This is a genomic window from Skermanella rosea (assembly GCF_016806835.2).
Lineage (GTDB): Bacteria > Pseudomonadota > Alphaproteobacteria > Azospirillales > Azospirillaceae > Skermanella > Skermanella rosea.
In genome coordinates this window covers 3,379,489-3,404,533 of sequence record NZ_CP086111.1, presented here as the reverse complement: position 1 = coordinate 3,404,533, position 25,045 = coordinate 3,379,489, and the positions used below count along the sequence as shown (strand labels likewise).

Annotated in this window: 21 protein-coding genes and 1 pseudogene; 13 read left to right on the top strand and 9 right to left on the bottom strand. The window is 66.6% G+C overall.

The window, feature by feature from the left end; all coding sequences use genetic code 11:
* Nucleotides 1-13 precede the first annotated feature (13 nt).
* Complete coding sequence (locus tag JL101_RS15810) at nucleotides 14-433, top strand: hypothetical protein (RefSeq protein ID WP_203097282.1); 420 nt, start codon at nucleotides 14-16, stop codon at nucleotides 431-433.
* 6 nt (nucleotides 434-439) lie between these two features.
* On the opposite strand, the gene JL101_RS15805 is transcribed toward JL101_RS15810, so the two are convergent.
* From JL101_RS15805 to JL101_RS15795, 3 genes are all read right to left on the bottom strand, one after another.
* Nucleotides 440-1,780, bottom strand: coding sequence for a PQQ-dependent sugar dehydrogenase (locus JL101_RS15805; protein WP_203097281.1), 1,341 nt, complete (start codon nucleotides 1,778-1,780; stop codon nucleotides 440-442).
* A gap of 95 nt (nucleotides 1,781-1,875) precedes the next feature.
* Complete coding sequence (locus tag JL101_RS15800) at nucleotides 1,876-2,685, bottom strand: DUF2189 domain-containing protein (RefSeq protein WP_203097280.1); 810 nt, start codon at nucleotides 2,683-2,685, stop codon at nucleotides 1,876-1,878.
* Between the two features lie 258 nt (nucleotides 2,686-2,943).
* Entirely contained in the window at nucleotides 2,944-3,981 is a 1,038-nt protein-coding gene (locus JL101_RS15795; RefSeq protein WP_203097279.1) for a serine hydrolase domain-containing protein, read from the bottom strand.
* Between the two features lie 231 nt (nucleotides 3,982-4,212).
* On the opposite strand from JL101_RS15795, the gene JL101_RS15790 reads away from it, so the two are divergent.
* The 3 genes from JL101_RS15790 to JL101_RS15780 all read left to right on the top strand — a co-directional run bounded on the left by JL101_RS15790 (nucleotide 4,213) and on the right by JL101_RS15780 (nucleotide 7,639).
* Complete coding sequence (locus tag JL101_RS15790) at nucleotides 4,213-5,667, top strand: acetamidase/formamidase family protein (protein ID WP_203097278.1); 1,455 nt, start codon at nucleotides 4,213-4,215, stop codon at nucleotides 5,665-5,667.
* A 115-nt stretch (nucleotides 5,668-5,782) separates the two neighbouring features.
* Nucleotides 5,783-6,736 carry an aldo/keto reductase gene (locus JL101_RS15785; protein ID WP_203097277.1) on the top strand — a complete coding sequence of 318 codons (954 nt, stop codon included), beginning with the start codon at nucleotides 5,783-5,785 and terminating at the stop codon, nucleotides 6,734-6,736.
* Between the two features lie 201 nt (nucleotides 6,737-6,937).
* Nucleotides 6,938-7,639: a hypothetical protein gene (locus JL101_RS15780; RefSeq protein WP_203097276.1), complete on the top strand. Its 702-nt coding sequence runs from the start codon at nucleotides 6,938-6,940 to the stop codon at nucleotides 7,637-7,639.
* Between the two features lie 20 nt (nucleotides 7,640-7,659).
* Here JL101_RS15780 and JL101_RS15775 read toward each other — a convergent pair whose 3' ends face one another.
* On the bottom strand, nucleotides 7,660-7,851 hold the full coding sequence (locus JL101_RS15775; RefSeq protein ID WP_203097275.1) for a hypothetical protein: 192 nt from the start codon (nucleotides 7,849-7,851) through the stop codon (nucleotides 7,660-7,662).
* Between the two features lie 436 nt (nucleotides 7,852-8,287).
* Here JL101_RS15775 and JL101_RS15770 point away from each other — a divergent pair, with 436 nt between their 5' ends.
* Nucleotides 8,288-8,710 carry a PAS domain-containing protein gene (locus JL101_RS15770; RefSeq protein WP_203097274.1) on the top strand — a complete coding sequence of 141 codons (423 nt, stop codon included), beginning with the start codon at nucleotides 8,288-8,290 and terminating at the stop codon, nucleotides 8,708-8,710.
* A 395-nt stretch (nucleotides 8,711-9,105) separates the two neighbouring features.
* Nucleotides 9,106-10,959 carry an NYN domain-containing protein gene (locus JL101_RS15765; protein ID WP_407697324.1) on the top strand — a complete coding sequence of 618 codons (1,854 nt, stop codon included), beginning with the start codon at nucleotides 9,106-9,108 and terminating at the stop codon, nucleotides 10,957-10,959.
* Nucleotides 10,960-11,016: 57 nt separating this feature from the next.
* On the opposite strand, the gene JL101_RS15760 is transcribed toward JL101_RS15765, so the two are convergent.
* The gene (locus JL101_RS15760) at nucleotides 11,017-12,024 is read right to left on the bottom strand and encodes a glycosyl transferase family protein (RefSeq protein WP_203097272.1); all 1,008 of its coding nucleotides are present in this window, start codon (nucleotides 12,022-12,024) and stop codon (nucleotides 11,017-11,019) included.
* Nucleotides 12,025-12,200: 176 nt separating this feature from the next.
* On the opposite strand from JL101_RS15760, the gene JL101_RS15755 reads away from it, so the two are divergent.
* On the top strand, nucleotides 12,201-12,431 hold the full coding sequence (locus JL101_RS15755) for a hypothetical protein (protein WP_203097271.1): 231 nt from the start codon (nucleotides 12,201-12,203) through the stop codon (nucleotides 12,429-12,431).
* Between the two features lie 48 nt (nucleotides 12,432-12,479).
* Here the strand turns inward: JL101_RS15755 and JL101_RS15750 are convergent, their stop codons facing one another.
* Genes JL101_RS15750 through ptsP form a run of 4 tightly spaced genes read right to left on the bottom strand, consistent with a single transcriptional unit; the run spans nucleotide 12,480 to nucleotide 18,669 of the window.
* Complete coding sequence (locus JL101_RS15750) at nucleotides 12,480-13,196, bottom strand: YoaK family protein (RefSeq protein ID WP_203097270.1); 717 nt, start codon at nucleotides 13,194-13,196, stop codon at nucleotides 12,480-12,482.
* Nucleotides 13,197-13,200: 4 nt separating this feature from the next.
* The gene (locus tag JL101_RS15745; protein ID WP_203097269.1) at nucleotides 13,201-15,096 is read right to left on the bottom strand and encodes a PTS fructose-like transporter subunit IIB; all 1,896 of its coding nucleotides are present in this window, start codon (nucleotides 15,094-15,096) and stop codon (nucleotides 13,201-13,203) included.
* Between the two features lie 33 nt (nucleotides 15,097-15,129).
* Complete coding sequence (gene pfkB / locus JL101_RS15740; protein WP_203097268.1) at nucleotides 15,130-16,146, bottom strand: 1-phosphofructokinase; 1,017 nt, start codon at nucleotides 16,144-16,146, stop codon at nucleotides 15,130-15,132.
* Nucleotides 16,147-16,149: 3 nt separating this feature from the next.
* Nucleotides 16,150-18,669, bottom strand: coding sequence for a phosphoenolpyruvate--protein phosphotransferase (ptsP, locus tag JL101_RS15735; protein ID WP_203097267.1), 2,520 nt, complete (start codon nucleotides 18,667-18,669; stop codon nucleotides 16,150-16,152).
* 93 nt (nucleotides 18,670-18,762) lie between these two features.
* On the opposite strand from ptsP, the gene JL101_RS15730 reads away from it, so the two are divergent.
* From JL101_RS15730 to JL101_RS15705, 6 genes and pseudogenes are all read left to right on the top strand, one after another.
* On the top strand, nucleotides 18,763-19,488 hold the full coding sequence (locus JL101_RS15730) for a DUF1194 domain-containing protein (RefSeq protein WP_203097266.1): 726 nt from the start codon (nucleotides 18,763-18,765) through the stop codon (nucleotides 19,486-19,488).
* Nucleotides 19,489-19,535: 47 nt separating this feature from the next.
* Nucleotides 19,536-20,807, top strand: a complete 1,272-nt coding sequence (locus JL101_RS15725) for a glycosyltransferase family protein (protein WP_203097265.1) — start codon at nucleotides 19,536-19,538, stop codon at nucleotides 20,805-20,807.
* A 440-nt stretch (nucleotides 20,808-21,247) separates the two neighbouring features.
* A complete protein-coding gene (locus JL101_RS15720) occupies nucleotides 21,248-21,616 on the top strand; it encodes a hypothetical protein (protein ID WP_203097264.1) in 369 nt (122 codons plus the stop codon).
* 524 nt (nucleotides 21,617-22,140) lie between these two features.
* Nucleotides 22,141-23,254: pseudogene (locus JL101_RS36900) on the top strand (ISAs1 family transposase).
* Between the two features lie 16 nt (nucleotides 23,255-23,270).
* On the top strand, nucleotides 23,271-24,662 hold the full coding sequence (locus JL101_RS15710; RefSeq protein ID WP_228435494.1) for an ATPase domain-containing protein: 1,392 nt from the start codon (nucleotides 23,271-23,273) through the stop codon (nucleotides 24,660-24,662).
* Nucleotides 24,663-24,666: 4 nt separating this feature from the next.
* Complete coding sequence (locus JL101_RS15705) at nucleotides 24,667-25,020, top strand: response regulator transcription factor (RefSeq protein WP_203100622.1); 354 nt, start codon at nucleotides 24,667-24,669, stop codon at nucleotides 25,018-25,020.
* Nucleotides 25,021-25,045: the final 25 nt, after the last annotated feature.

Genomic DNA, 25,045 nt, shown 5'->3' with positions numbered 1-25,045 from the left:
CAGCGATCGGTGAATGATGGCACGAAACAGCAACCGCGGTGCGGCGCGACAGAAAACCCGGGCGACACGGACACCGGCGCCGGTTCAGCGGCCCGCAGATGCCGACGGGCTGACCAGCGTCACCGTCCGCGTGCCTGAAGCGGCCAGGCCCTTCATCGAGAAGGCGGCGGAAATGATGCGGGACGGCGCCGACCCGGCCGCCGCATTGCGCCGAGCCGGCGGCAGCTTCGACGCTTCCGCCCCGCCGCCCAGTCGAGGAGAGGCGCTGTCCGACGACGACATGGCCCGGCAGCGGGACCAGCACCAGATGGCGAAGCTGCGCAGCCGCCTGGAGAGCCAGGAACTGCGCAGCGCCGCGGAGATCGGCCAGCGGGTCAGGAGCTTGCGGGGCTGGCGCCTGACCCTGGCCCGAATGGCCGGTATCGTGCCCTGAGCAAGCTTACCGCTGGGCCGCCTGGCCCACGGTCGTGTCGGCGCTGACGCGCCAGACCCGATTGCCCACGTCGTCGGTCACCAGCAGCCCGCCCTTGCCGTCGGGCGCCACGTCTACCGGCCGGCCCAGCGCGTCGCCCTGATCGTTGACGAAGCCGGTCAGCACGTCGACCGGATCGCCCGACGGCTTGCCGTCGGCGAAGGGGACGAAGATGACCTTATAGCCGCTGCGCGGCTTCCGGTTCCACGATCCGTGCTGTCCAATGAAGACGCCGTTGGAGAATTGGTCGGTCAGAGTGTTCTCGTCGGAAAAGGCGAGTCCCAGGGATGCCGTATGGGGCCCGAGCGCGTAGTCCGGGACGATCGCCTTCTCGACCAGGTCGGGCCGCTGGGGCTCGACCCGGACATCCACGTTCTGGCCATAGTAGCTGTAGGGCCAGCCGTAGAAGCCGCCGTCCTGGACCGACGTCATGTAGTCGGGCACCAGGTCGCCGCCGATCTCGTCGCGCTCGTTGACCGCGGTCCACAGCATGCCGGTGGTCGGTTCCCAGTCCATCCCGTTCGGATTGCGCAGGCCGGAAGCGAAGATTCGATGTTCGCCGGTCTGCGGGTTGATCTCCCAGATCGCGGCGCGGCCTTCCTCGATCTCCATGCCGTTCTCGCCGACATTGCTGTTGGAGCCGACGGTCGCGTACAGCAGCTTGCCGTCCGGGCTGGCGATGACGTTCTTGGTCCAGTGATGATTGATGCCGGCCGGCAAGTCGACCACCTTGGTCCCCGGCGCCGTGATCTTCGTCTGGCCTTCCTCGTACGGGAAGCGCACGATCGCGTCGGCGTTCGCCACGTACAGGTCGTTGCCGACCAGGAACATGCCGAACGGCGAGAACAGATTTTCGAGGAACGCGGTCTTGGTCTCGGCGATGCCGTCGCCGTCGCCGTCGCGCAGCAGGCTGATCCGGTTGGCGCTGGGCACGCCGGCACCGGCCCTGCTCATCACCAGGTTCATGACCCAGCCCTTGATCCCGCCGTTCTCGTCCTTGGGCGGGGCGTTGGACTCGGCCACCAGGACGTCGCCGTTGGGTAGCACGTGGAGCCAGCGGGGATGATCCAGGCCGGCGGCGAACTCGGTCACGCCGAGGCCCTGGGCCGCCGTCGGCTTGGCGCCCTCCGGCCAGCCCTTCGCCGGGGCGATGTGGACCGTGGGGATCGGCGACTCCTCGTTGGGAGCCGGCAGTTCCGGGTTCGGCCCCGTGCCGGCCGAAACAGGAAGCGACGCGTTCTCGCCGCAGCCGGCCAGGGTCAGCCCTGCCGCGGCGAGAAGGAACGAGGCAGTGGGGAGCGTGCGCATTTCGCGATGTTCCTGAAATCTATAGGTGTCTTCAGGAACAACACGTAACCCGTAAAGCTGTTCCGCCCGGCGCTTTTCCAATCACACTGAGTTGATCAGTTCACGATGACCTTGCGGTAGAGGTGCCAGGTGGCATGACCCAGGATCGGCATCACGACCGCCAGGCCGACGAAGAAGGGCACGGATCCGACCGCGATGGACACGGCGACCACGAGGCCCCAGGCCGCCATCGGGACGGGGTTGGCCATGACCGCCCGGAGCGAGGTCTTGACCGCGGCGGCCGGCCCGACGTCGCGGTCCAACAGCAGCGGGAAGGACACCACGGAGGTCGCCAGCACCACCACGGCGAACAGGAACCCCACCAGGTTGCCGAGGAGGATCATCTGCCATCCCTCGGCCGTGTTGAAGACGCGGTACAGGAACCCGCCCTCCGGTGCCGCCATGGACGCGCCCAGTGTCGCCTCGTAGATCGCGGAGGCGGCGGCCAGCCACGCGACGAACAGCGCCGCCAGTCCGACGGCCAGCACCATGATCGAGCCGATCGCCGGGGATTTCAACACGTCGAAGGCATTCAGCCAGGAGACGGGCTTGCCCTGTTCGCGGCGCCGGCTGAGTTCGTAGATGCCGATGGCGGCGACCGGCCCCATCAGCGTCAGTCCCGCGATCATCGGGTAGAGCAGCGGGCGGAGGTCGGCGCCATAGGCCCAGCGGGCGGCGACCAGTCCGACCAGCGGATAGATGATGCCGAGGAAAAGCAACTGCGTGGGCGTCGCGAGGAAATCGTCGACACCCTTCGACAAAGCGTCCCTGATATCGTTCAAATCGATCTTGCGCACGCCGGGATAGGCTTCGCCGTAAGCCACTTCCCGGATCGAAGATCCGTTCGTCGCCGTTCTGTTCGCCATCTTCCTGCCTCCCTGTGAGAGCGGCCGTCAGAAGCGGTCATGCTGCGGTCATTACGCAGGTGGCACGATTCATCGGCCGTCGACCTGTGGGCCGGACCGTGCGGTCACCCTGGCCGGGTGCCGCCGACCGTATCCCTGATAACCGAATCTATCATTGTTGAGGCGACAGACCAGTACAACCGGGGCCAGTGGGCGGTGCCGGTCGGGAAAAACCGGGGCAGGGGGTATCCGAACGTTTGGACAGCCATGGTGCCTAGGCTATTTCGCAGCCGGAATAATTCCGTCCGCCATCACCGCATGCAGGTCCCGGACATAGCCGGTCCGCCCCGAGGGCGAGTCCGGGTCGGAAGTCATGACTACGGTGAGTCCCAGGTCAGGCACGACATACAGCATCTGCCCGCCATAGCCCCAGGCGTAATAGACGGTATGCCCCTGCATCTCCCGAATGAACCAACCATAGCCGTAGCTGTCCCCGGTATGCACTGATCGAGCCTGCGGGGTCCAGGAGGCGCGGATCCAACCTTCCGACAGGATGCGGCGGCCGTCCGCCACGCCGCCATTGCGGTAAAGCTCACCGAAGCGAAGCAGGGCGCGGGGCGACAGAAGCATGTTGTTGCCGCCGAAATAGATGCCCTGCGGATCGCGCTGCCATGCCGGCACGTCGATGCCCAGCGGCTCGCCGAGCCAGTCGCGTGCCAGGGCCAGGGTGCTGCGCCCCGCCGCTCGGGTCAGGGCGGCGGACAGGATGTGCGAATTTCCTGTCGAATAGAGCATGCCGGCGCCCGGCTCGTCGACGAAGGGGCGCGCCAGGGCGAAGCTCACCCAATCGCGGCTGGTCACCCATCGGCCATAGAAGGGGCCTGATGTCCGCTCCAGCCCGGAGCGCATCGCCAGCAGGTGATCGATGGTCACCCGTTCCAGCCGCGGATCGGCACCGGCGGGCACCCGGCTTCCCAGGATCTCGACGATCGGCTGATCGACTCCCTCGAAGACGCCCCGGTCGATGGCGATGCCGGTCAGCGCCGCGATCACGGTCTTCGACAGCGACTTCACGTTCACCGGACGGTCCAGGCTTGGTCCGTCGAAGACATGCTCCACGACCGGGACGCCGTCCCGGGCGACGATCAGCGAGCGGAGGGCCGGCAGGTCGGCGGCCTGTGCGAGCGCCCCGTCCAGCACCGCCCGGTCAATCGGCCGGGCCGGTTGGCCGGATGCAGGGGAAACGACCGCGAAGAGGCCGAGTATCAGAAGCGCCGGAACGAGGAACGCCCGGACAGGATGAAGGAACGACAGCATGAAGCTTAATTGGCCCGCCGCCCTTTCGCGTCAACCATGGTCGCGAACACGGCAATGGGCTGCACCGGCAAGGGTCCCTATGCCGCTTCCATAGGCACGACCTGTCATATCGCCGAAGGATCTCTGCCGTCCCCGCATACAGGCCCGACGCTTGCATACGGTATTATGCGCGCGGGCGCACAGCAGGCCCCTGCGCATGGTGGGCCTGGACCAGAGCGGAGAAGCAAGAAAATGTGCCAAGGTGACGACCGCAACTGCCCGGATTTCGAGGAGCATCGCCGGGCTTTCCTGAATACGATGGATCATGAGCGCCGGACTTTCCTGAAGAGCGCCTTTGCCGCCGCAGGCGGCGCCGGCGTTCTGGGAGCCGGCGGACTGTCGCTCGTCACCCCCGCGATGGCGGCGGCGGCGCAGGTGCGGCAGCCGGAGCGGATCAGCCACCACTACCTGCCGGCCACGGCCGACACGGTGCACTGGGGTTACTTCAGCAAGAGCCTGAAGCCGCGCGTCGAAATTTCGCCTGGCGATTTCGTCACGATAGAGACGCTGACCCACCATGCCAACGACGATGCCGAGCGGATGGTGACGGGCGATCCCGGTGCCGAAAGCGTCTTCCACTGGACACGGGAGAAGAAGAACGTCGATCGCCGGGGCGCCGGCCCGATGGATGCCTCGATCCACGGCCGTGGGGCCGGCGAGGGGTTCGGCGTTCACATCTGCACCGGCCCGGTGGCGATCCGGGGCGCCGAGCCCGGCGACGTGCTGGAGGTCCGCATCGTGGACATGAAGCCGCGGCCCAGCGCGAACCCGGAATTCGCCGGCAAGACCTTCGGGGTCAATGCCGCCGCGTGGTGGGGCTATCACTACAAGGACCTGCTGACCGAGCCCAAGGAGCGCGAGGTCATAACGATCTACGAGATCGACGCGCGGGGGGAGAGGAACTGGGCCAAGGCCGTCTATAATTACCGCTGGACGCCGCAGACGGACCCGTTCGGGGTCGTCCATGGCAAGATCGATTATCCCGGCGTTCCCGTCGATCACTCGACGATCCAGAAGAACTTCGACGTGCTGAAAGGCATCCGCATCCCGGTACGCCCGCATTTCGGGGTCCTCGGTGTCGCCCCCCGGGAGGCGGAGCTCGTCGATTCCGTTCCTCCCGCCTATTTCGGCGGCAACATGGACAATTGGCGGCTTGGCAAAGGGGCGACCATGTATTACCCGGTCGCCGTGCCGGGCGCCCTGTTCTCTGCCGGGGACCCGCACGCCTCCCAGGGCGATTCGGAACTGTGCGGTACGGCGATCGAATGTTCCTTCACCGGAACATTCCAGTTCATCCTGCACAAGGCCGCCGATCTGGCCGGCACCGCCCTGGAAGGGCTGGACTATCCGATGCTGGAAACGGCGGAGGATTGGGTGATGCACGGGTTCAGCTATCCGAACTACCTGGAGCAGCTGGGATCCAGCGCCCAGTCGGCGATCTACGAGAAGTCGTCCGTGGATCTCGCCCTCCGGGACGCCTTCCGGAAGATGCGCCGGTTCCTGATGAACGCGAAGGGGCTGACCGAGGACGAAGCCATTTCATTGATGTCGCTGGGCGTCGATTTCGGCATCACCCAGGTGGTGGACGGCAACTGGGGCGTCCATGCGATCATCAAGAAGTCGATCTTCTCCGCGGCCGATGTCTGATCCGACAGGGACCTTCCGGGAACGGAACGTCTCCACCGGCTCGGTGTTCGCTGGATGAAACGGCGAAGCGCCGCCGGCGCTTCGCTATCCCTCACCGATACCTGGGACTGATGACATGGAAAAGCGGCAACTCGGCCGGTCCGGCCTGACGGTCGTCCCGCTCTGCTTCGGCGGCAACGTGTTCGGCTGGACGATCGACGAGCCGACCTCCCACCGGCTGCTCGACGCCTTCGTCGAGCAGGGCTTCAATTTCATCGACACTGCGGATTCCTATTCGACCTGGGTTCCCGGCAACAAGGGCGGCGAGTCGGAAACCATCATCGGGAACTGGCTCAAGGGCCGGGCCGACCGCGACAGGCTGGTGATCGCGACCAAGGTCGGTTCGGAGATGGGACCGGGGAAGAAGGGCTTGGCACCGGCCTACATCCGGACCGCCGTCGAGGACTCCCTGCGCCGTCTCCGGACCGACTATATCGACCTGTACCAGTCCCACTGGGACGATCCGGATACACCGTTCGAGGACACGCTGGCGGTGTACCAGGACCTGATCGACCAGGGCAAGGTCAGGGCGGTCGGTGCCTCCAACCTCAGCCCGGCGCGCCTCCGCGAGGCGCTCGAGGTCGGCGGCAAGCCGGGCCTCGCCCGCTATGAATCGCTTCAACCGGAATACAACCTGTTCGACCGTGCCGGATACGAGGCCGAACTGGAGGGCATCTGCCGCGAGAACCAGCTCGGCGTGATCTCCTATTATTCGCTGGCCAGCGGCTTCCTGTCCGGCAAGTACCGCTCGCCCGAGGATGCCGGCAAGAGCCCGCGCGGCGAGGGCGTCGTTAGCAAGTACCTGAACGACCGCGGCCGGGCGATCCTGGCGGCACTGGACGAGGTCGCGGCGCGGCACGATGCCAATCCGTCCCAGGTCGCGCTGGCATGGCTGATCGCCCGCCCCGGGCTGACGGCGCCGATCGTCAGCGCGACCAGCCTGGAACAATTGAAGGACCTGACCGCGGCGGCACGGCTCACCCTTGATCGTGCATCGATCGATCGCTTAGACAAGGCGAGTGGAGGGTGAGCGGAACCATACGTTAACCAGTTATGTGAGACACCTCACGGCCCTTCCGACAGGTGACTGCGACAGGATGCGACCGTGAAAACCGGTACCGGTTCAAAGTTTTCGATTTCCAGGCGTACCCCATCCAAGTCCCCGCTCCGGCCGCTGGCCGGGGCGGCGCTCGCGGGCGCTCTCCTGATGTCCGGCTGTGCGGTCGAACAGATGACCGATCAGGCCTACTCCGCCGTCCAGAGGACGGGCGTGTTCGACCGGGTGGCGGAGCGTACGGGGATCAACGCGCTGTTCGACGATGCCGCCGCGCGGTATGCGGAAGCCATGGCAACCGACGAGAGGCCGCTCGACACCGTCGGCGTTCCGCTGTCCACGCTGGCGTCCGGCATCGTGACGGGACCTCGGCCGCCGGATCTCGTGCGCGAAGCCCTGACCGAGATCGCCGCGGAGCATGGTCCGGCCGTGGCGCGGCGGATGATGGTCGCGATGGCGACCGGCGGCGCGATGATGGTCACCGGCTTGCCGTCGATGGCCGACGGCGCGATTTCCGCGCACGACAAGCTGATGGCGGCGCAGGCGGCGCAGATCGAGGTCGACGCCGCCTATGCCGCGAGCGAAGCGACCCGTGCCGAGACCGCCCTGGTGCCCGACGAGGATCGTCCCCGCGAGGCTGCGGCACTGCTGAAGCTGGTGGAGGAACCCGCCGGATCGAAGCTGGCATGGAGCAACCCGGCGACGGGTGCCAGCGGCGTCGTCTCGATCGGGGCTGCCGAAACATCGAAGGGCGAGAATGGGCGGAGCCCCGCGGTCACATGCCGTACCGTGATCCGTGAATATTCCCACGGCGCCGTCTCGCGCGGTGGGGTCGGTACGATATGCCGGGAGCATGGAGTATGGTACGATCTGAGTTGACCGGACCGGCGGCCCGGGGCTCAGAGGAGCTTTTCGACCCGCTTCGGCGGGCTGGGCTGGGAACGGGTGGCGGCGGCCGGTATGTATGCCTCGCGCGGGGCCGGTTTTTCGGCAGTGTCGGCGCGGACCGCGGCCGGCCAGGGATCGCCGACCGCCGCCTGCTCCACGGCACCCGCCGCGTAGCCGAAGGAGCACGCCAGTACGACAGCCAATGTCCTGATCGTCCGAAGCCCTGCCGTTTCAGTCGTTTGAACGCACATATATCGTCTCCCGCTTGATCCGGTCTTGACTCAACAATCGAAATTCGGATTCGTGGCGAGTCGAGACAATGGACCGAATCATCTCATCGGACAGGAGCCATGGCTGTGATTACGGTCATAGTACCGAAGGAAGAGCATTGCACAATCTTGACTCGTCAATATCGTGTTTGGACTGGGTAAGATTTTGTACCGTGATTATATTTATTTATAACGTTTCAATGGAAAATGCCTGACCAATGCGTGTTCGGAAGCGTGGCGATAAGCTGATCCGATACGCGTGAAGCTGAGGTGACGTTTGATCGGTGTCTGGGCAGAGTACGCCAGGAGCAGTCTCGAGGGTTTTCCGTCGGTTTCGTCGCCTCTCGTAGCGGAAGCCTGGACCTACTGGATGGCCAAACGCGGCGACCGCCGCATGCCGTCACGGGCCGACATCGATCCGGTGGAGATTCCACGCCTCCTGTCGTCCACGGCGCTGGTCGAGGTGCTGCGCAATCCCCTGGATTTCCGCTTCAGGCTGCTGGGCACGGCGATCGACAAGATCACCTCCAGGAATCTCCGGGGGATGCGCTTCTCCGAGTTGCCGTTCCTGATTCCCGGTAACAAGGGGTGGGCGGATTACGAGTATGTCGCAACCACAGGCCGGCCACTGCTCACCGACCGCCCCTATGTCGGGCAGAGCAAACTCGTCGTCCGGTTGACGGACAGCCTGTTCCCGCTGTCGGACGACGGCGAGACGGTGAACATGGTCTGGAGCTTCCTGGATATCTGGCAGGTCCCCCCTCGCGAGCGATCCTGGAACGGGATCGCGTGACGACCAAAAAAGAGCCCCGCTGCGGACGACGCGCGGGGCCCAAGTCTACAAGGAAGAACCGCACCGAGTATGGCGCCCGCACACTATGGCCCTGGATTGGTTGATTAAACGTTAACCATAATATTCCTTGCCCTCCGGGCGACGATCATCCTGTGAGCGCGCCCGCGGTCGTTGTTTTCGCCGCAGCCTTAGCCGCAGCCACCTCGATTACTGATTATTAAACTAAATCCGTTGAAAATGCGGATTGGCCGATTCCCATCAGGGACCGGGAAGGCCGAGGCCATCGCTAAACAAGGGCGGCGGCAAAGCGGGGAGCAGGCGCGTTGCAGGATTCCGGTCGTATAAAGACAGCTGTTTTCGTCGATTTCGATAACGTCTACATTAACCTCTTGAACGTGAATCCGCAGTCAGCCGAGCGTTTCGCGACCGATCCGCTTCGCTGGCTCAGGTGGCTCGAAAGCGGTGCTTACGAGGGAAATCCTCAAGCGGCCCGTCGCGCGATCCTTATCCGCCGCTGCTACCTGAATCCGACCGCCACCGGATTCGGCAACTACCGGGCCTATTTCAGTCGGAATGCGTTCTCGGTCATCGACTGCCCGCCCGTCACGTCGCGCGGCAAGAACAGTGCCGACATCGTGATGGTGATGGATATCCTGGACACCCTGACCCACACGACCCGAATCGACGAGTTCATCATCCTGTCCGCGGATGCCGACTTCACTCCGGTCCTGCTGAGGCTGCGCGCCAACGACCGACGCACCGCCATCTGGAGCAGCCGGTTTTCCGCCGCGGCGTACCGGGCGGCTTGCGATTCCGTGATCGACCAGAACGTCTTCGTCGAGGAGGCCCTGGGAATAGAGGCGCGTTCCGCCTTCGGGTCCCCGGCGGCGCCGGTCCCGACCTCCGGCGGACGCGGCGACGGCTATGCTGCCCTCCTGCCCAGCGTCGCCGGGGCGCTGGCCGATCAGGCGCGCTCCGGCGGACCGGTCGCCAGTCGGGACGTGCACGAGGTGTTGCGCAGGTTTCCCCAGTTCACCAACAGCTCCTGGTTTGGCTTCGGCAACTTGCGCTCCCTGGTCGAACAACTCTGCAGCCTGCTGCCCGGCCTAGAACTGAGGGCGATCGGCGAAGCGGACTGGCGGGTGGAATGGAAGGGCGCCGGGCCGCCCGTCGCCGGATCGGACTTGACGGCATTGGACGACGCGGCCTTGAAGAGCCGCATCATGGCGGCCGTGCGCGCCGAGCTTTGCGCGTCGGACAAGCCCGTAGCCCTTGCCGCCCTGGGGCAGACAGTCACCCGCACCATGGGTCACTGGGTCAAGGAGCAGCGCCAATGGGCGGGGCATGGCACCCTGAAGGCGCTGATTCTCGCCAACGGCGGTCCGGATATCGGCATCGATACCACCGGCACCGGCTTCGCGTTCGATCGCTCGCGGCACAAGCCGCCGGCGGGACCCGACGCCGCCGTTCAGCCGACCGAGACGGAGGCCGAGGAACTCCAGGACTTCATCGGGCGCATCGCCTCGATCACCGACATGCCACCCCTGCCGGCAGCCACTTACGCCAAGCTGTTCCGCGCCATCGGGGAGGCCTTGGAACGGGAGCCCTACCAGGATCAGCTGGCCCTCGAAGGGCAGGTTTCCGCGATCTGCGCGGAGGGCGGCGTCGATGTGGACAAGGCGGCGATCTCCTACGTGGTCACCGGCTTGGCCATGTCGGACTTCAACTTCACCGAGGACGAGGCGGACCCGGGCGCGATCGCCCGTTTCTTCATGCGAAACGCCATCGAGACCTGTGCCAACGCGCAGCTGACGCTGAGCGACCGCGACCACGCCCTCTTCGCGATATGGCTGACCGGAGCGACCTGGGGCGACCTGCAGCCGGGGAGACGGGGCGCGGGTGGCTCGGCTTCGGCATCGTCCCCCGCCGGCGTCGAATTTCCGACGCTGATCCGGGAGGTCGCGGACCGGGTGCTCGAGGAGGTGACGGGGAAGGGGACCCTGACGGGTCTCGACCTGGTCAGCATCGTCAGGCAGGTCAATACCTGGGGCGACCGCTCATGGTTCGGCTGCGGCAACCTCCGGATCCTGGTCGAGAGGATCATCGATCTTCACCCCGAGATGATGGTCACCCAACCTCCCGGCCAGCCCTGGCGCTTCGTCCTTAAGGGTGGAGAAGCCGCGGCGCCCGTCGTGGCCCCCGATCCCGAGCCGACGGAGGAGAAGTCGGGTCCGCTGCTGACGGCTTGACAGCGGCCCGCCACCGGTTCCGCACCGGATGGCTGTTTCCCATGCTTCCCGGGCGCGTCAGGTGTGGAACCGGCCCGGAGAGCGCGACCGCCACAGCCGCTCGGCCATCGCCTCGGCCTCCTCGATCGATGCGGCTCGGCCAACGGCCCTCAGGCCCACGGCTGCGGTCGCGATGACCGCCTGCTCGGCGACCGGGTTGTCCAACTCCCCTGCCCACAGCAGGGCGGGGTGGCGCGGATCCAGGTCCTCGGCACGCCATTGATAAGTCGTTTCCATCCGTTCCGCGAGCCGGGGCGCCCAGAGTTCCTCCGCCGCCTGGCCGTCCTCGACGGTCGCGACCACGCACTCCTTCAAGGGGGAGCGTTGCGCCTCGCCGCCGATACCCTTGAAAATGGCGGCGCGGGGCTGGCCCAGACGGATCGCGATTTCCTGGTGCAGCGGGCGGTAGGGCGGATGGAACACGCTCTGGATCTGGGCAGGGGCGTCCAGCGGGTTGATGTCGCGGGCGAAGGTGTTGACCGCGGTCCGCACGCCCAGCAACGGACGGAGTTGGAACAGCCGTTCCAGGTCGGGGCAGAAATCCTGCAGCCTGATATAGGCGAAATTGCTGTTCCGCAGTTCGGCCGCCGCTTGGGTCAGGGATCCACAGGGATGGATGCCCAGCCGGGCGAGCGCGGCGGGGGTCGGGGCGTACCCTTCCGCCCCGCCGTCGATGCCGTGCATCAGCACCTTGATGCCCTCTGCCGCCAGCAGCAGCGCCGACAGGACGAACCAGGGCTGCTGCCGGTGCCGGTCGGCGTAGGAGGGCCAGTCCAGGTCGGGAACGATCGGGTCGTCGGGCCGGGCGAGCACCGACTTCGCCGCCCTGACGAATCCGGCAAGCTCGGCTCCCGTCTCTCCCTTGCGCCTCAGCAGCAGAAGGAAGGCGCCGAGCTGGATAGGATCGACCTCGCCGCGCAGGACCATCGCCATGGCCGCTTCGGCCTCGTGCTCCTCCAGGTCGCGGAACAGCTTCGGTCCCTTTCCCAAAGCCCTCGTATATTCGGCGAACGGATGCTCCTGCATACTCGGTGACTTTCCCCGATTTTCATCAACGATATTCTAGCGGACGTGCTGGTGCGGTGCAGCATCTTGTTCGATGGCCGGCATCACGTCGCAAATGGTGGGAACGAGCACGGCCGCAACTCCGTTCCAGATGTCTTATCCGGATTCCGGACCGACCTCGTGAAGGAGACGCCCCAATGGCCGAGGACAACCAGGACCAAGCCCGCGAGATGGCTATCGAGGGCATGCAGAAGGCGAAAGCCGGCAAGAAAGGCGAAGGGATCGAACTGGTGGAGGAGGCGAAACGGCTGGACCATGACGCCATCGCCGACATCGCACCCGACAGCGACGATGCCAGTCGCGACGATCCCGACCTGACCCCTCCGGCTACCGACGTTCCCAGCTCGGCCGGTCCCGGAAAAGCCTGATGGCGGCTGTGAAGCAGTGAACCATGGCGCGCCGCCAAGGCCCGACCTTCACTCCCTTGCCGCCCTGCCGTCCGCGTGGGACGCGCCCGCGTCGAACAGGGAAAGGGCGGCAAGGAGGGTCAACGGAAATGCCGCGGCGGTGAAGCCGGTGCCCCTCACGGCGATGCCGCCGGCCAGCGCGCCGAGAAGATAGGCGGTCCAAGTGGCGGCGAGGACGATCCGGTACTGGATCGCGTCTACGGCCCGCGGTCGGCCGGCAAGGCCGGTGGCCGCCTCTTCGGCCAGGCTCGTCAGCGTTCCGGTCACGAAGGTGGTCCGCACCACCTTTCCCGCCACCCGGGGCAGGACGACGCTGTGCATCCCCATTCCCACCGTCAGCAGTCCGACCATCAGGAAATAGCGCCAGCCTTCCGTCGCGCCGTCGGCGAACCACCAGCCGGCCAGCCAGAAAGTGCCGATAAGGACGCCCTCGACGGCGAAGATGATCGCACGGGCGTACCTCGTCCTCAGCAGACCGCCGACCAACGTCGCCCCGGCGAACGCGCCAAGCACGAAAAGCGGCAGCGGGGCGGCGTGGCGGGCGGCCTCGCTCCAGTCTCCCTCCGCCAGGTCGATGCCGAGCAGCACCGTGTTGCCTGTCATGTTGGCGGTGAAGATGTGGTCGAGCAGCATGTATCCCACGGCGTCGACGAATCCCGAAATCCAGGCCAGGATCACGGCCAGCCGGCCGAATTCCGGGGAGTCGCCGACGGATGGCGGCGTCAAGGGGCTAAGCCGCCTCGGCGCCCAGCGTCGCTTCGGTTCCCGGCTTCTTGAAGACGATCACCAAGCCGGCGGTCACCACGGTCCCGATCACGATCGCCAGCGCGTAGAAACCGACATTGGTGACCGCGTTGGGGATGCCCAGCACGAAGATCCCGCCGTGGGGCGCCCGCAGCATGCAGCCGAACAGCATTGACAGGGCGCCGGTCAGGGCGGAGCCGACGATCGCCGGCGGGATCACCCGCAGGGGGTCCTTCGCGGCGAACGGGATCGCGCCTTCGGTGATGAACGAGATGCCCAGCACGGCGGCCGCCTTGCCGGCGTCCCGCTCGTCGGGGGTGAAGCGGTTCTTCGCGAGCATGGTGGCGAGCGCCAATCCCAGCGGCGGGGTCATGCCGGCCGCCATGACGGCCGCCATCGGCAGGTAGGTCTGCGAGGCCAGCAGCCCGACCGCGAAGGTGTAGGCCGACTTGTTGACCGGACCGCCCATGTCGACCGCCATCATGCCGCCCAGCAGAAGGCCCAGGAACACCGCGTTGGCCGAGGTCATGCCGCTTAGCCATGCGGTCAGGCCGGACAGGATCGCCGCGATCGGCGTTCCGACCACGTAGATCATCAGCAGGCCGACCGCGACGCTGGCGAGCAGCGGTATGATCAGCACCGGCTTCAGCCCCTCCAGGTTCTGGGGCAGCCTGATCCAGCTTCTGAGATAATACGCGATGTACCCCGCCAGGAAACCGGAGGCCAGCCCGCCCAGGAACCCGGCGCCGATCTGGCTGGCGAGCATGCCGCCGATCAGGCCGGGGGCGAGGCCCGGGCGGTCGGCGATGGAGAAGGCGATGTATCCGGACAGGACCGGCACCATCAGGGCGAAGGCGGCCTGCCCGCCGATCTGCATCAGCGCCGCGGCGAGCGAGCCTTCCTGGTTCGCCGCGTCGATGCCGAACATGAAGGACAGCGCGATGGCGAGACCGCCCGCGACGACCACCGGGATGGTGTAGGACACCCCCGTCATCAGGTGCTTGTACGGGCCGGTCCGCTGCGCCGACCGCTCGGCCTTCAGCCGCTCGACCTCGCCGGCGAGGTTCCTGCCGATCGCGGGCTGGGTGCCGGCCGGGGCGTTTCCGCTCCCGTCGCCCGGCATCTCGGCCTTCTCGAAGGCGGTCGTGATGACTTCCTTCCCGCCCTTCAGCGCCCTGCCGGTGGATGTGGAATAGACCCGCTTGTGGGCGAACCGGTCCAGCGCCACGTTCGTGTCGGCCGCGATGATCACCACGTCGGCGGCCTCGATCTCCTCGGGTGTCAGGGGATTGCCGGCGCCGACAGACCCTTGCGTCTCGACCTTGATCTGGTGGCCCAGGGCGCGGGCGGCCTTGTTGAGCGCTTCCGCCGCCATGAAGGTGTGGGCGATGCCGGTGGGGCAGGACGTGATCGCCACGATCCGCTTCGGCGTTTGCGTGGCGGCGGGCGGAGCGGGCGGCGGCGTGGCGGCCCGGGAGGGCTGCGGCGCCGGGTCGGGAGGCGGCGCAGGCCGGGCGGCGGGTGGCGGCTCCAGCGGCACGGTTCCCGGAGATGCCAACTCGGCGACAGGCGGCAGATCCCGGTCCCCGATGGCCTCCCGCAGCAGGCGCGCGGTGTGGCGGATCGCTTCGCTGGGCGTGGCGCGGCGGACGGTCTTGCCTTCGAACCGGCCCTGGTCGTCGGGCTGGTCGGTCGCCAGGATCACCACGTCGGCATTGCGGATCTCGATGTCGGACAACCGGTCGCTGGTCCCGTCCGGGCCGAGGCGCTCGACGCGGATGTCGTATCCCAGCATGTCGGCCGTGGCTTCCAGCGCTTCGGCCGCCATCGCGGTGTGGGCGGCGGAGGCCCTGGAACCCGTCACGGCGACGACTTTCTTCATGTTTCTCTTCTCCAGGCGGCAGCGGGAATGCGACTACGGGGCGATGACCCGGACCTCGATCTCGCCCATGGATTTCTCGATCGTTTCCGGCGGCGGCAGGTGCGGTCCGACGGTCGTCAACGTGCCGAGCGAGAAGGCGGTCGCCTGCTTGGCGCAGTCTTCCAGGTCCAGGCCGCGGAGCTTGCCCAGGATGAATCCGGCGACCATGGCGTCCCCAGCTCCCACGGTGCTGCGCACGATGACCGCCGGCGGCCTGACCGCGAGGCGGGCCGTTCCTTCGGCGAAGATCGCGCCGTCGGCCCCCAGGGAGACGACGACGCAGCCGATGCCGCGGTCGATCAATTCCTGGATCGCGGCCAGGATCGCCGTCTCGTCGGGCAGCCTGCGGCCGACCAGCTCCTCCAACTCCTCCAGGTTCGGCTTGATCGCGTAGGGCAGCGCCGCGACGCCCTGCGCGAAGGCCGGGCCGCTGGCATCCAGGACGACCTTCTTGCCGCGCCCGCGCAGGTCGGCGACCATGTCGGCATAGACCGTCTCGGGCGTGCCCGACGGCGTGCTGCCCGACAGCACGAACCAGTCGTGGTCGATCGACAGCGCGTCTATGGCGCCCCGAAGCCAGGTCAGGTTCTCGGCCGAGAAGGGCAGGCCGGGCAGGTTGATGTCGGTGATGCGCTTGTTCGGCGTGTCCAGGATCTTCACGTTGGCGCGGGTACGGCCGGGCACGGTCACGAAGCGGTCGGCGATCCCCTTCTCGGCGAAGAAGTTCCGGAAGATCTCGATGTTGTCGGTGCCGAGGAACCCGGTGACGCTGACCGCGCAACCGAAGTCGGCGAGGAAGGCCGCCACGTTGACGCCCTTGCCGCCGGGATCGGCCTGTTCCCACTCGACGCGGTTGACCTGACCGGCGGTGAAGTTGGGGATCGAGATGGTCTGGTCGATCGCCGGGTTGAGGGTGACGGTCGCGACGCGCACCGTCATATCGGCATCCGCCGCATCGGTCGCCCGGGTATCCGCCGCGGTTTCCGTATCCATGGTCTGGCGGTTGTCCATGTCTCAGGCCGCCTCGCCGGTCAGGGCCCGGACTTCCGCGGCGGCGCTGCAGGCCAGCGCGCGGCGCGCCAACTCCTTGGCGTCCTCATAGGCCATCTCGCGGATCTGCGCCTTTAGGGCCGGGATATTGGGCACGCCGACGCTGAGTTCGTCCACGTCAAGGCCGATCAGGATCGGGGCGGCGGCGGGATCGGCCGCCAGGTTGCCGCAGACGCCGACCCATTTCCCCTCGCCGTGGGCGGCGCGCACGGTCTGGTCCACCATCCGCAGCACGGCGGGGTGAAGTCCGTCGGCCTCGCGGGCCAGCGCCGGGTGGCCGCGGTCCATCGCCAGGGTGTACTGGGTCAGGTCGTTGGTCCCGATGGAAAAGAAGTCGACCTCGCGTGCCAGCAGGTCGGCCATGACGGCCGACGACGGCACCTCCACCATGATGCCCACATCGACGTTCGGTCCGTCCACCTCGCGGCGGATCTCCTCGACCAGGGCGCGGCCGCGCCGGAACTCATGCACCGAGGTGATCATGGGAAACATGATCTTGATCTCCCCGTGGGAGGCGGCCCGGAGGATCGCGCGGAGCTGGCTGCGGAACAGGTCGGGCATGGAAAAGGACAGCCTGATGCCGCGCTGGCCGAGGAACGGGTTGTCCTCGTGCGCCATGGAGATATAGGGCAGGGGCTTGTCGCCGCCCGCATCCAGCGTTCGGACGATCAAGGGCAGCCCGCCGAGGGATTCGGCCATCGCGCGGTACGCCTCGTACTGCTCCTCCTCGCTGGGCGGATCGGTGCGGTCCTGGAACAGGAACTCGGTGCGCAGCAGCCCGACCGCCTCGCCGCCGGCCGCGACGGCCCGCTCCGCCTCGGGCACCGCGCCGATATTGGCGGCGATCTCGACCCGGTGGCCGTCCACCGTGATCGCCGGGCGATAGGCCGCCTCCAGCACCACGGCGCGGCGCTGTCCTGCGCCGCGCTGCGCCTGCCGGGCCTTTTCCAGCCGATCCGCGTCGGGATCGGGCAGGACGGTGCCGCGCGTGCCGTCCAGCACCGCGGTCACGCCGCTCGCCAGGTCCAGCACCTGCGGTCCGGCTCCGACCACCGCCGGGATGTCCAGCGAGCGCGCCAGGATCGCGGTGTGGGAGTTGGGACCGCCCAACGCGGTCAGGATGCCCTTGACCAGGCCGGGGTCGAGGGACGCCGTATCGGACGGCGTCAGATCCTCGGCGACCAGGATTATCTCGTGGTCGGGCAGGGTGGTCGCCTCGGCCTCGTTGCGCCGGACCAGAAGGCGCATCACCCGGGCGCCGACGTCGCGCAGGTCGTTGGCGCGGCCGGCCAGCAGCGGGTCGCTGAGGGCGGCCAATTCGTTCGCCCGCTCCTCGATCGTCTCCCGCCAGGCGAAGGCCGCGCTCTCCCCCTGGTCGATGCGGTGGTGTACCGCATCGACCAGGTCGGGGTCCTCCAGGAACTCGCGGTGGGCGACGAAGATCCGGGCTTCCATCTCGCCGGCCCGGCGTCCGACGGTGCGGTGAAGCTCTTCCAGTTCGGCGCCGGCCCGGTCCACCGCATGGTCGAAGTCCGAATGCTCGGCGGCCGGGTCTACGGCGTGTTGCTCCAGGACCTCTTCCGCCTGCTTGCGCAGCTGGTGGAGCGGTGCGATCGCGATCCCGGGCGCCGCCGCCACGCCGCGGATCAGTCCCGGCTCGTCCGGGGACGCCTCGGCCGGAAAAGTCTCGGGGCGGCCGATCTGCACTGCCGGCTCCGGTGCCGCGTGGGCCGCCTCGTCCTCCTCGCCCAGGCCCGTCTCCACGGCCTCCTGCAGGGTCTGGAGGGCCTTGGCCGCATCCGGGCCGTCGGCGGTGATGCTGATGATGCCGCCGCGTTCGACGCCGAGCCGGAGCATGGACACCATGCTCTTGCCGTTGGCGGTCTTGCCCGCGTGGCTGACCCGGATGTCGGAATTGAACTGCTTGGCCAGCGACACGAAGACCGAGGCCGGCCGGGCGTGAAGGCCCGTGCCGCCGGTGACTTCGACGTCCACCCGATGTCCGCCGCCCAGGATCGGTGGGGAAGGGACGGGCGCCGCGGGCGCTTCGGCCGACCGGGCGGGGTCGAGCGCCGCCGCGATCTCGTTGACGTCCTGGGTGCCGGCGAGCCGCATCACGGTCGCCTCGTCCTCCAGCACGTCGGTCAGCTTCTGCAGAACGCCGATATGTTCGTCGGAGCGGGCCGCGATCCCGACTACCAGATACACGACCTCGCCGGGATTCCACTCGACGCCGTAGGGCAGCTGGAGGACCGACAGGCCCGTGTGCCGGATCAACTCGCGGTCCTGCGGCAAGCCGTGGGGGATGGCGATCCCGTTGCCCAGATAAGTTGCGGTGACCGTCTCGCGGCGCATCATGCTGTCGACGTAGCCGGGCTGGATGTAGCCGCCGTCGACCAGGATGGCGCCCGCCTGGCGTATGGCGTCCGCCTTGTCCACGGCATGGGCGCCTATCCGCACATTTTCAGGTCCCAAGCTGACCATTCGGCTTTCCTTTTCGGGCATCAGACTCAAACTAACTAACCCGATGCCGGAGAAAGCGTTGCAATCGCTGGGTTGGCATTGGGGGGAAACAGGATGAAGGTGCTTGCTCTTCTGAGCGGTTTCATCGGGCTGCTGGCGGTATCCGGCATGGCGGCCCGGGCGGAGATTCCGGTGGACCTGGAACTGGTGCTCGCCGTGGATGTCTCCGGCTCGGTCAACGAGGAGGATGCCCACCTCCAGAGGAACGGCTATGCCCGCGCCATCACCGACAGGCGGGTGGTGGAGGCGATCCAGGGCGGCGCGCTGGGCCGCATCGCCGTCACCTACGTGGAATGGGCCGACGACAAGTTGCAGCGGACCGTGGCCGACTGGCGGGTGATCGACGGTCCGGCGAGCGCCAAGGCGTTCAGCCGGGAGTTGGCGGGGGGGCCGACGGTGACGGAGTCCCGCACCTCGATCAGCGCCCTGATCGACCACTGCGCCCTTCTGTTCGCGTCGAACGGGTTCGAAGGAACGCGGCAGGTCATCGACATATCGGGCGACGGGGAGAACAATGTCGGCCGTCCGGTCACGCTGGCCCGCGACGATGCCGTCAGGGCCGGCATCATAATCAACGGGCTGCCGATCCTGCGCGCCGGCCTGCTGCCCTGGGCCGAGGACCGCGACCGGCGCCGCCACCTGGATGTCTATTTCCAGGAGAACGTGATCGGCGGGCCCGGCTCGTTCGTCGTCGTCGCCAGGGACCCTTCGAGTTTCGCCGACGCCATCATCGCGAAGCTGCTGAGGGAGATCGCGGCCCTGCCGGAACCCGTGCCCTGACCCGGTGTTCGGAGATCCTGACAGGGGCTTGGGCGCGGATCGTCGGAATGGGTATCGATAGGTGCGGGAACGTCGCGCGGTTGCTGCTGATCTGCGCCGTCTTCCTCGTGCCGGTCTGGGGCTACACGGCCACCTCCGCGGTCACCTGGATGCGGACCCTGGACCTGGAGACATTCCGGACCGCGGCCGACGTCCGGGATTACCTGGCGGGGCTGCGCACCGGGATCCCGCCCGTGCTCTCGACGCTGGAACTGCTGTGGTGGATCAATTTCCGCGACCTGACCCTGTTCTCGAAGATATTGTACCCGCTGACCGTGGCATCGGCCTTCGCGCTGGCCGTGCTGATCCAGCCGGAACGGCTCCGGCTGCGGGCCGCGGTGCTGATTCTCGGGCTGTTCCTGGCGCACCGGGGAGTGGCGGTCCATGCCGGCAACCCGGCGAACTACGACCCCCTCTTCGCCCTGCTGACGCTCGGCTATTTCCTGCTGGTCCGGGCTTGGCTGCGGGATCGCCGGCCGGGCAGGCTGGCGGCTGCCGGGCTGTGCCTCTCGCTGCTGGAACTGACTCGGCCTTTCATGATCTTCCTGCTGCCGCTGTTCCTGGCAGTGGAGACCCATCGAATCGCCAGGACGGCACCGGGAAGGGCAGGGGCGCTGGCGGCCTTCTTCATTCCCGTCGCGATCCTCTCGGGCGGGTGGCACCTGCATGTCTGGTTGGCCCATGACCATCAGATCACCTGGACCAACGTCTCCGGTTTCAATCTCCAGCGCGCCTGGGAGGATTTCGACCCCGACATACGGGCCGCCCGCCGCCTGGAGGAACTGCCGCGCGTCCGGGAAGGTGCCGACGAACTGTGGGCCGACCTGAACACCTCCGAGGTGTACAGGGAGAGCGAGGCGCTCAAGTCGCTGATCGTCGCGAGGATTCTTGGAGAACCGGTCCGGGCGGCGGGCCATATCCTGGACCGCCTCGCGGTTTTCGCCAGCGCGCCGACGCGGATGTACGACCGGGATCCTCAGGGCATCGGGATCTTGGCCTACCGGGCCGTCGTGACGGTATTGCTCCTGACCCTGGCCGGCTATGCCGCGATCGGGGCCGCCGTGCTGATCCGCCGTGGGTGCTGGCCCTGGCTCGACCAACGCTGGTGGCTGGCCGCCTCGACGTTACTCGTCGTGATCCTGGTATCGGTCGGCGAAAGGGGTGAGGAGGGGCGTTTCATCTTCTCCATCCTGCCGATGCTGCTGGCTGTCGGCGGGTTCGCGCTCGCATCCGTCCCGAACTCAGGCGGCGCGGGGACATCCCGCCCGGTACCGCGCTAAGCGTTCAGAAATGCGGCCAGGCAGCGTTCCGGCCATCGGATCGCGCCTCTTCGCGGTGGCGTACGAGCGAAGCGACGATTTCCCAGACCTTCGCCATATGGGCTTCCTGGATGTTGGAGATCCTGCTGCTCCTGGGGCGCCACTGCTTAGAGTGGACCGTCCCTGCGATCCGATGCCTGCCGTGCCGCATAAAGGACGCCTAACAAAACCCGGAATCCAAGTCACCCTCTACCGATTCAGGCGGCATGGCAACACCTCTTGTTTCGAACAATCTGTGGGTGGTCAGTAGGCATCCCCTGAAGCTGCCAATAACCCACATCTTCATCAGGGCCGGGCGGGTTGGGCGGCACCCGGTCTCGGCCACTTCAAGCAGCGGGCTTTGGCATCGGGAGAGGTCCGGGAGGTACCGATGACCGATGCTTCAAGGAACTGGGTCGACGATGAACTCGCCGGCTGCCACCTGGCTGACCGGTGCCTGGAGCGTCGGCTGCACGGGCTGCTGGGGCGGATGGCGGAAGCCATGGGGGGAGAGCATTCCCTTCGCGTGCATCGACGGGAAGGAAAGCGTCCGCTGGCTGGACACCATGCGGCGGACCGCGGAACTGTCCGGTGATCCGGCTCGCTGCGTCCACATCGGCGATCGCAAGAACGACATTTACGAGTTCTTCTGCCTCGCGCGGGATCTCGGGACCCACTATCTGGTCTGGACGTGTGTCGACCGGCTCGCGGACGACGGCACCGCATCGCCGTCCGGGACGCCGCCGGGCGGGTCGAGACCGCGGAGGTCGAGCTCATCTACGCCACCCTGAACGTGTATGGCGCGCCTGACCGACATCGTTCTCGACGCCAACCCTCGCTCTTGACGGTGTGGGTGATTAGCAGCCCCTGAAGACATACATGATCCTCTGGGAACACAACCAACATGTTCTACAGCCTTGCTCGGACGCGCCTTACAAACAGCGAGCAGAGATGCTAATAGCTGCAGACTAATTGCTGGGAGCGCAGGCTTGATGGGCTCACCGGAGGAGAAGCCTGTCGCCTCAAACCTGCTGGCGCGGCATGCAAGTTCAGGGACGACGCTGATGAGTTTTGCCATGGAGCGGATACCAACCGGGATCGAAGGACTGGACATTGTCCTGAATGGCGGCCTGCTCAGGGGTGCAGCCTATATCGTCCAAGGCCGTCCGGGGACAGGGCTGTTCAGTTCTCCCCGTTGCGCGCCTGACTCGCGCGCAGCGAGTCCTGGCGGGGTGTGAAGCAGCGTAGAAAGAGTCTACCATCTCGCGCGAATGTGTGAATCCTTGCTCGGCAATTCCTGGACTTGGGGGTTGCCATGGTACCGTTCGGCCGGCTTCTCGCGGCCCTGGGCGAGGTTCCCGATCCGCGGCGCGCGGCGGGCAAGCGCTACCCGCTGGCGCCGCTGCTGCTGTTCACCGTGCTGGCGCTGCTGTCCGGCGCGACCTCGTACCGCCGCATCATCGTCTTCCTGGAGCAGCGCCGGGAGTTGCTCAACGAGCTGTTCGGCGTCGCCCTGAGGCGGGCGCCATCGGTCAACACCCTGCGCACCGTGCTCCAGGACCTCGACGCCGACGCCCTGGAGCGGGCGTTCCGCCGGCACGCCGCCAGCCTGCTGGCGCGCCCCGAGGGCGGGATGCCGGCGATCGCGCTCGACGGCAAGACGCTCAAGGGCAGCTTCGACCACCTCAACGACCGCAAGGCGGCCCAGGCGCTCAGCGCGTTCGCCTCGGAGGCGGCGATCCTGCTGGCGCACAGCGAGATCGACGACAAGAGCAACGAGATCCCGGCGGCCCAGCGCCTGATCGCGGAGCTCGGCCTGAGCGGCGTGCTGTTCACCGCCGACGCGCTGCACTGTCAAAAAAACCTTTGAGGCGGCCCGCGACACCGGCAACGCGTTGCTCGCCCAGGTCAAGGCCAACCAGCCGACCCTGCTGGCCACGCTCGAGGCCATCGCCGCCACCCAGCCCCCGGCCGAAAGCCACAGGAGCGTTGATCCCAAGGGCCACGGCCGCCACGAGACCCGCACGGTCGAGACCTTCGATGTCCGGGGCAAACTCGACGCCGAATGGGACGGCCTAATCGTCTGCGCCGCCCGCGTCGCCCGCCTGACCTGGCACAAGGACACCAGGTCAGGCCTGTGGCACGCCACCGAGGACGTCTCGTTCTACGCCTGCCAGGTCGCGCTCGGCGCCGAGGCGTTCGGACGGGCGGTCCGGGGGCACTGGGCGATTGAAAACCGGAGCCATTGGGTCCGCGACGTCACGTTCGGCGAGGACGCCAGCCGAACCCGCGTCAAGCCCACCCACGTCGCCCGGTTCCGCAGCTTCGCGATCAACATCCTGCGGGCCAACGGCGTCCAGAACATCGCCCGCGAACTCTACGTCAACGCGCTCAACTTCGACAATGCGCTCGCATATCGCCTCTCATAGCGAGAACTGAACAGCCCTGCGTCCGGGGACGGGCAAGACTATCCTGTCCAATCAGATCTGCTTCAACCACACGGATCAGGGCGAGACAGCCCTCTACATGAGCCTGCTTGCAGAGCCCCACGACCGGATGATCCGCTACATGCAGCAGATGGGGTTCTATTCGGAGGACAGGATCCCAAGGGTGCTGACTTACCTCTCGGCATATTCGACGGTCGACAAGGAAGGCATGCGCGGCGTGATCCGCTTGCTGTCGCAGGAGGCCCGGCGCAGCAAGGCGTCGCTCGTCATCCTGGATGGTCTCTTCGTCATCCACGACGTGGCTGGCAACGAACACGAGTTCCGCACCTTCGTCCATGAGCTTCAAGGGCAAGCCGCCCTGCTCGGCATAACCCTCTTGATCCTCACCAATCAGCAACGACTGCCATCCTCGCCGGAGTTTACCATGGTGGATGGTTGGATTGAGCTTCGTGACATCAGCGACGGCCTCAGATCCGTTCGCTCCCTCACGGTGCATAAGCAGCGTGGTGGCAGCTTCCTGCGGGGCGAGCATCTTTTTCGCATCACGACCCATGGCATCAGGGTTTTCCCCCGCTTGGAAGCGACGCAGTTGTGCTTTGGTGATGAAAATGAGGAGACCAATCGGACCAGTTCCGGCCTGCAGGACCTCGACACGATGCTGCATGGTGGCTACCCGGCCACCTCGGCCACCCTGCTCTTCGGACCCACAGGGACCGGGAAGACGACGCTGGGACTGCATTTTCTCTCACAATGCACGGTTGACGAGCCGGGCGTGCTCTACGGGTTCTACGAGAGACCCAAGCGACTGATGCTGAAGGCCCAGTCTATCGGCATCGATCTGGCGAGTCTTGTGCAGTCCGGGGCGCTCACGGTTCGCTGGAGAAGCCCAGCTGAGAACCTGATCGATGAACTCGGCCATGAACTCATCGAGTTGGTCGAGACGACCAAGGCCAGACGTGTCTTCGTCGACGGGCTGACAGCCTTCAAGGACTCGCTGCTCCACAAGCAGCGATTGTCGCTCTTCGTCAACGCTCTCAACCACCATCTCCGCTCCAGGGGAGCGGCCGTCATTTGGACTCTGGAGAGCAAGGAGCTGTTTCTGCCCGAGCGGCTGCCCACCGACAACGACATATCGGCCATCTCCGACAATGTTGTGCTCGTCCATTACGCGCTGCGAGACGGCATCCTGCGGCGCAACTTGTCGATCCTGAAGGTCCGGGACAGCGACTTCGACCCAATCTCCGAGGAGTTTTTCATCGGCGATACCGGCATCCGGTTTGGCGAGGCCGATCTCGACAGGCTACGCCCCAAAGGCGCTCTCCCCGACCGCATGACAGACGAAAGCACGCAGAAGGGGGTGACACGACGGACTGGTAAGAAGGGGTCCTGACCGGATGGCCCGCGTTCTGCTCGTCGAGGACGAGGTTCTAATCTCTATGTCGACAGGCATGCTCCTCAAGGATGAGGGATATCTGGTCGAGGTGGCCTCTGATGGGGCCAGAGGGTTGGAGATGGCCTTGGCCTCGCCCCCGGACCTGATCATCACGGACTACATGATGCCCCGCATGAACGGGCTCGACATGATTGTCGAGTTGCGCGCCCGAGGCTCGCGTATGCCCATCGTTCTGGCAACCTCCGTTCCAGAGACGCAGCTACCCCCCTCCTACTCGGGCGGCCACGACGCGCATATCACGAAGCCTTACTACGTGGCCCAGATCCTGGAAATCATTGCCCGGCTGCTGGGCTGAGGAGTTCTCGCAAGGGTGGGTCCTG